Below are 6,149 nucleotides of genomic sequence, written 5' to 3'. Positions count from 1 at the left end.
CCCGGTATCATCAGATACCGCTTGCTATCGCGAGTAATTCAGGGAATTACTCACATTCTTCATCGGCCGTTCTTATTTCAGTAAGCGAATAAGCACAGCGCTGAACAGGTTTAATTGCGGATTCAGAAAGGACATCAGGCGTTATGCGGGATACAGAAGCGTTATTCAGGCGGGGTAATAAGCGAAGCAGGTTCTCTTATCATTTCACCAAAGATCACTTTCTGCGCAGACCATAATCGCAAAGCTGTGTGCTGAATTACGCAAATAAATCATCAAGATAAACACTCGGCCAGTGATAGCCCTGCATGCCATAAACAGGCTTACGCGCAAGCAGGTCAACATAGTGTTGATTTTCCACACCCTCAACAATAACGCCGCGGCATAATTGATTAAGGTGATTAAGCAGAATGTCAAAGGTGCGGTCTTCGCTGAATTGCCAGAAAAACGCTTTATCAATCTTGACGATCTCAAATATTCCGCTGTCAAGCATGGTCAGGCTTGAATAACCCGGACCAAAGTTGTCAAGCCAGAGAGGAGCCGGCGTAATTTTTGCTACGCCTTTCAGGGTTAGCAGATCTTCGCTGCTAAAACGCGAAGTGAAAAATGCAGAAATTTCCAGCCGCAATAATGCAACAGACGCCAGTTTTTCCTGAATGACTTTGTCTGCAAATATGCCGGCAACAATATCTCTGTCTACGTTTACGCTGATAACCTGGTTAAACCCCTGCTGACTAAGCTGAATAATATTTTCGACCTGGTGAAGGAATAGCTGCCATTTTTCATCGGCAGAAAGCAGAGAGAAAAAACGCTCTTCTCTGTCGGGATCGTGTTGTGTAGTTATCGCTTCTTTTGCTTTAAAACGTGTCAGCAGCTCCCATGAAATAATCTCGCCAGTCAGGCTGTAAACAGGTTCCAGCAAGAAAACCGGATTAAAACGCTCGGTCATGGCACCCTTCCTGAAGACGCTGCGGACAAAGCCTGAAAGATCAGACCTGCTGATGTAATTCAAAATAAAAATATCGACAAAACTTACTATAGCAACTGAAGACTAGCCTGCAATTTACATTTTGAAAAATTGTTTTCAGCTAAAAATGGCCCTTAAACAATAGTCAAAACCAATCATTTTCAGACAACCGCTCCGGTAAGTTTCTATAAATGGCCTAAAAATAAAGACAAGTATCCTGCTGCACCTGAGCATCTGCGCCTTAAAGCAGACTACATTGCTGATTTTAAGCTAAATTTGTACTGGAAACGTAGCATGAGCCATGGCGCGCCTGAGCAATAACAGTGTTACTTTCAGAAAGTGCGCTCCAATAAACACGCCAGATAAAACCGTGCGTAAAAAAGATAACATTCATAAAAATCATAAATAAATACTGAGATAAAAATAAGCGAAACATTAAAAAAGTTGTTATTAAATCAGAAGGAGGATGAGTACAGGGAGCACTGCTGACAGAGGATATTGATTTTTAAGCCAAACTGATAAAGCAGAGACAATGGCAGGAAATAAAAAGCAGTAATGGCGTAAATAGCGTATTACGTCACAAATCAGAAAAAATTCACGTTAAAAAAAAGGGCCCCGCAGGGCCCGCTATCAATTATCGATTATTCATCTTCAAGATAGGTATAGCCATACAGACCACTTTCAAACTCGGCAAGGAACTGCGATCGCAGATCTTCATCTATATCCTGCTGCTGCTTCACCTGATCGCGGAACAGGGTCATGAGATCGTTCGGGTTGAGCTGCACATACTCAAGCATGTCAGCCACCGTATCCCCTTCGTCTGATAACTGCACTTCAACGCTGCCATCCTCAAAGGCAAACACATCCACCGCTTCAGTGTCACCAAACAGATTATGCATGTTGCCGAGGATCTCCTGATAAGCGCCGACCATAAAGAAGCCCAGCATCGGCGGATTATCCACGTCATATTCAGGCATCGGCATGGTAGTGGCGATCCCGTCACCGTCAACGTAATGATCGATTGTCCCGTCGGAGTCACAGGTAATGTCCAGCAGCACAGCGCGGCGCTGTGGCATCTTATTCAGGCCTTCCAGCGGCATAACCGGGAAAAGCTGATCGATACCCCAGGCATCCGGCATCGACTGAAACAGCGAGAAGTTAACGTAGATTTTATCTGCCATACGCTCCTGCAGCTCATCGATAATCGGGCGATGCGCACGATTGCTCGGATCCAGATGCTGCTGGATGTAGTGACAAATGCTCAGATAAAGCTGTTCGGCCCAGGCGCGCTGCCCCAGATCGTAGGTGCCTGATGAGTAGCCGGTATGGATATCAAACAGATCCATCTGGCTGTCGTGCAGCCATTCACGCAGCGAGCGGCGCACGTTGGGCTCATGCATCTCCTGCCAGGTGTCCCACAGGCTCTGAATCGGGCGCGGTGCATCCGTATCAGGCGCGACCGGCGTGCTGAATTCATTACGCTCTACGCCAATAATGTTAGAGACCAGCACGGTGTGGTGAGCCGTTACGGCTCGTCCTGACTCGGTGATCACCGTAGGATGTTCAAGACCATGTTCTTCACAGGCGTCGCCGATAGCCCAGATGACATTATTGGCATATTCATTCAGCCCATAGTTCACCGAGCAATCAGACTGAGAGCGGGTTCCTTCGTAGTCCACTCCCAGGCCGCCGCCCACATCGAAACATTTGATGTTGACGCCAAGCTTAGCCAGTTCAACATAGAAGCGGGCTGACTCACGCACGCCAGTGGCAATATCGCGGATATTCGCCATCTGCGAGCCAAGATGAAAGTGCAGCAGCTGCAGGCTGTCGAGGCGTCCCGCTTTGCGCATGATATCAACCAGCTGCAGCACCTGAGACGCTGCCAGACCAAACTTCGATTTCTCACCGCCGCTGGACTGCCACTTACCCGAACCCTGCGAGGCCAGGCGCGCACGGATACCGAGACGCGGCACTACGTTCAGACGCTCTGCCTCTTCCAGTACCAGACGCACCTCGGTCATTTTTTCCAGCACCAGGTAGACTTTGTGGCCCAGCTTTTCACCGATCAGCGCCAGTCGGATATATTCACGATCTTTATAGCCATTACAGACGATGACAGTACGCGTTTTGCCCGCGTGTGCCAGTACCGCCATCAGCTCTGCTTTTGAACCCGCCTCAAGGCCCAGGGGTTCGCCGGAGTTAACCAGTGACTCAATCACGCGCTTATGCTGGTTGACCTTGATCGGATAAACCAGGAAGTAGTCGCCTTTATAGCCATAGGATTCACGCGCGCGCTTAAACGCCGCGTTGATGGAGCGCAGGCGATGCTGCAGGATCTGCGGAAAGCAGAACAGTGCCGGCAGACGCTGACCGTCTGCTTCGCGCTCTTTGACCAGCTTTGCCAGGTCAACGCGCACCTCGGGCCGATCGGGATCCGGGCAAACGCTGATATGACCCAGCTCGTTTACGTCGTAATAGTTGTTGCCCCACCAGGCGATGTTATAGGTGCGCAGCATACGGCTCGCTTCCTGATCGCTCATCGCCACCTCCTGCATGGAGCGGAGGACACCCTGTTCGCCAGCTGACGAACCCTTGATATTCTTCATGTCGTCAGACATCGCGAACCTCAGTTTTCTGTTGAAATAATAGAGAGTTATCAGGTACTGCTGGTGCGTTTGCGGCTAAAAACTTATTCATCCTGCGTGTCCCGCCTCATCAGGTTGCCCTGGGTGTTACTGCCAGTAAGTGTAAAACATCGTGCTGCAGTCAGTAAAAATCCGTGCGGATTTGGTATGGCTGCGAGGGTAAACCGTGCACGCGTGCCGGCGTCTGATATCAGCCGCAGTTTAGTGGCTATGCGTGTCGCAAGGGTGATTGCACGACGGCAAACATCGACAGAAAGAACAGGAAGAGTGAACAGCAGAAAGAGAGGCCAGCGCGCAAAATATGCACTGTGAACCAGAGAGCAGATCGGGACGGTTCATTACTTTACTCACCTCCAGCGCCTGCGGGCAGCATGCGGAAACGGAGCGGAAAAAAATCAGACACGGTATCTGATCGTGCAACGCCTGACGGCGTTCTGGCAACAATAGCGGCGTTTTATACCGCCAGCCGCGTAAAATTGCAAAATCTTTGTCCCCGCCCTGCGCGCGCTGTCAGCAAAAGCTTCCAGCAAGCCGCTTTTTGAAACAACCGGAATCAGAAAAAGCTCTGGTAAAATGCACATCGGGTAACCTAAAATAGCCGTCCAGATGGTTTTCCATCTAAACTGAATAAGTTCCAGGCGGTGTGAGCCTGGCGTGCTGACACTCCCTGCTGCTCGTGGCTTTGCCTGAAGGGGCGCTAAGCAGGTTTTTCACTGGCGCTATGCAGTCGAATTCAACCCATTTCTAAGGTAAAGAACAGAATGGCTAAACACCTTTTTACATCTGAGTCCGTATCAGAAGGACATCCTGATAAGATCGCTGACCAAATTTCCGATGCCGTGCTGGATGCCATCCTCGAACAGGATCCTAAAGCGCGCGTGGCCTGCGAAACTTACGTCAAAACCGGTATGGTACTGGTGGGCGGTGAAATCACCACCAGCGCCTGGGTCGATATCGAAGAGATCACCCGCAACACCGTACGTGAGATCGGCTATGTTCATTCTGATATGGGCTTTGATGCCAACTCCTGCGCCGTACTGAGCGCTATTGGCAAGCAGTCACCTGATATTAATCAGGGCGTAGACCGTACCGATCCGCTGGAACAGGGTGCAGGCGATCAGGGCCTGATGTTTGGTTACGCAACCAACGAAACCGATGTACTGATGCCCGCGCCGGTGACCTATGCGCACCGTCTGGTGCAGCGTCAGGCCGAAGTGCGTAAAAATGGCGCACTGCCGTGGCTGCGTCCGGATGCCAAAAGCCAGATCACTTTCCAGTATGACGGTGGCAAAATTGTTGGTATCGACGCTGTCGTGCTCTCAACCCAGCATTCGGAAGAGGTTTCTCAGGCCGATCTGCGTGAAGCCGTAATGGAAGAGATCATTAAGCCGGTACTGCCCGCTGAGTGGATCAACGCCAGCACTAAATACCATATCAATCCAACCGGTCGCTTCGTTATTGGCGGACCAATGGGTGACTGTGGCCTGACTGGCCGTAAAATCATTGTGGATACTTACGGCGGTATGGCTCGTCACGGTGGCGGTGCTTTCTCCGGTAAAGATCCGTCAAAAGTTGACCGCTCTGCAGCCTATGCAGCGCGCTACGTGGCAAAAAACATTGTTGCTGCCGGCCTGGCCGATCGCTGTGAGATTCAGGTTTCCTACGCTATCGGCGTGGCAGAGCCAACGTCAATCATGGTAGAAACCTTTGGCACTGAAAAAGTGGCGACCGAACAGCTGACGCTGCTGGTTCGTGAATTCTTTGACCTGCGCCCTTATGGTCTCATTCAGATGATGGATCTGCTGAAACCTATCTATAAAGAGACCGCCGCCTACGGTCACTTTGGTCGCGAGCACTTCCCGTGGGAGCAGACCGATAAAGCCGCCCTGCTGCGCGAAGCCGCCGGCCTGTAAGCGCACACTCCTTTATGTAATAGCCCGCTCTGAGCGGGCTTTAATAGCCCGCTCTGAGCGGGCTTTTTTGTGCCTGAACGTACCCCGCCGCTCTGATTTCGTAAATCATCTGATTCCAGGGGCGCATGAATGCGCCCCCTACGGAATATTTTTGCAGGGGCGGCATTTATGCCGTCCTGGCCACGTGCATCACCTGAACCCAGGGGCGCATGAATGCGCCCCCTGCGTGCCGTGCCATTGTAGGGGCGGCATTTATGCCGTCCTGGCCGCATGCATCCCCTGAACCCAGGGGCGCATGAATGCGCCCCCTACGGAATATTTTTGCAGGGGCGGCATTTATGCCGCCCTGGCCGCGTACATCACCTGAACCCAGGGGCACATGAATGCGCCCTCTGCGTGCCGTGCCATTGTAGGGGCTGCATTTATGCCGCCCTGGCCGCGTGCATCACCTAAACCCAGGGGCGCATGAATGCGCCCCCTGCGTGCCGTGCCATTGTAGGGGCGGCATTTATGCCGCCCTGGCCGCGTACATCACCTGAACCCAGGGGCGCATGAATACGCCCTCTGCGTGCCGTGCCATTGCAGGGGCGGCATTTATGCCGCCCTGGCCGCGTACATCACCTG

The 6,149-nt window shown here is 51.7% G+C and carries 3 protein-coding genes; 1 reads left to right on the top strand and 2 read right to left on the bottom strand.

Annotated features, from left to right (window positions below):
- Window positions 1-256: 256 nt before the first annotated feature.
- Both BBA90_RS05270 and speA read right to left on the bottom strand, forming a co-directional pair.
- Window positions 257-946: an EAL domain-containing protein gene (locus tag BBA90_RS05270; protein WP_065648238.1), complete on the bottom strand. Its 690-nt coding sequence runs from the start codon at window positions 944-946 to the stop codon at window positions 257-259.
- A 659-nt stretch (window positions 947-1,605) separates the two neighbouring features.
- Window positions 1,606-3,585 carry a biosynthetic arginine decarboxylase gene (gene speA / locus BBA90_RS05265; protein WP_075050711.1) on the bottom strand — a complete coding sequence of 660 codons (1,980 nt, stop codon included), beginning with the start codon at window positions 3,583-3,585 and terminating at the stop codon, window positions 1,606-1,608.
- Window positions 3,586-4,373: 788 nt separating this feature from the next.
- Between speA and metK the strand changes: the two genes are divergently transcribed.
- Window positions 4,374-5,525, top strand: a complete 1,152-nt coding sequence (gene metK, locus BBA90_RS05260) for a methionine adenosyltransferase (RefSeq protein WP_065648237.1) — start codon at window positions 4,374-4,376, stop codon at window positions 5,523-5,525.
- Window positions 5,526-6,149 lie beyond the last annotated feature (624 nt).

Source organism: Pantoea eucrina, assembly GCF_001691555.1.
Lineage (GTDB): Bacteria > Pseudomonadota > Gammaproteobacteria > Enterobacterales > Enterobacteriaceae > Pantoea > Pantoea borealis.
Note: the sequence above shows the minus strand (reverse complement) of the source record. Positions and strands in the feature narration are given on the sequence as shown.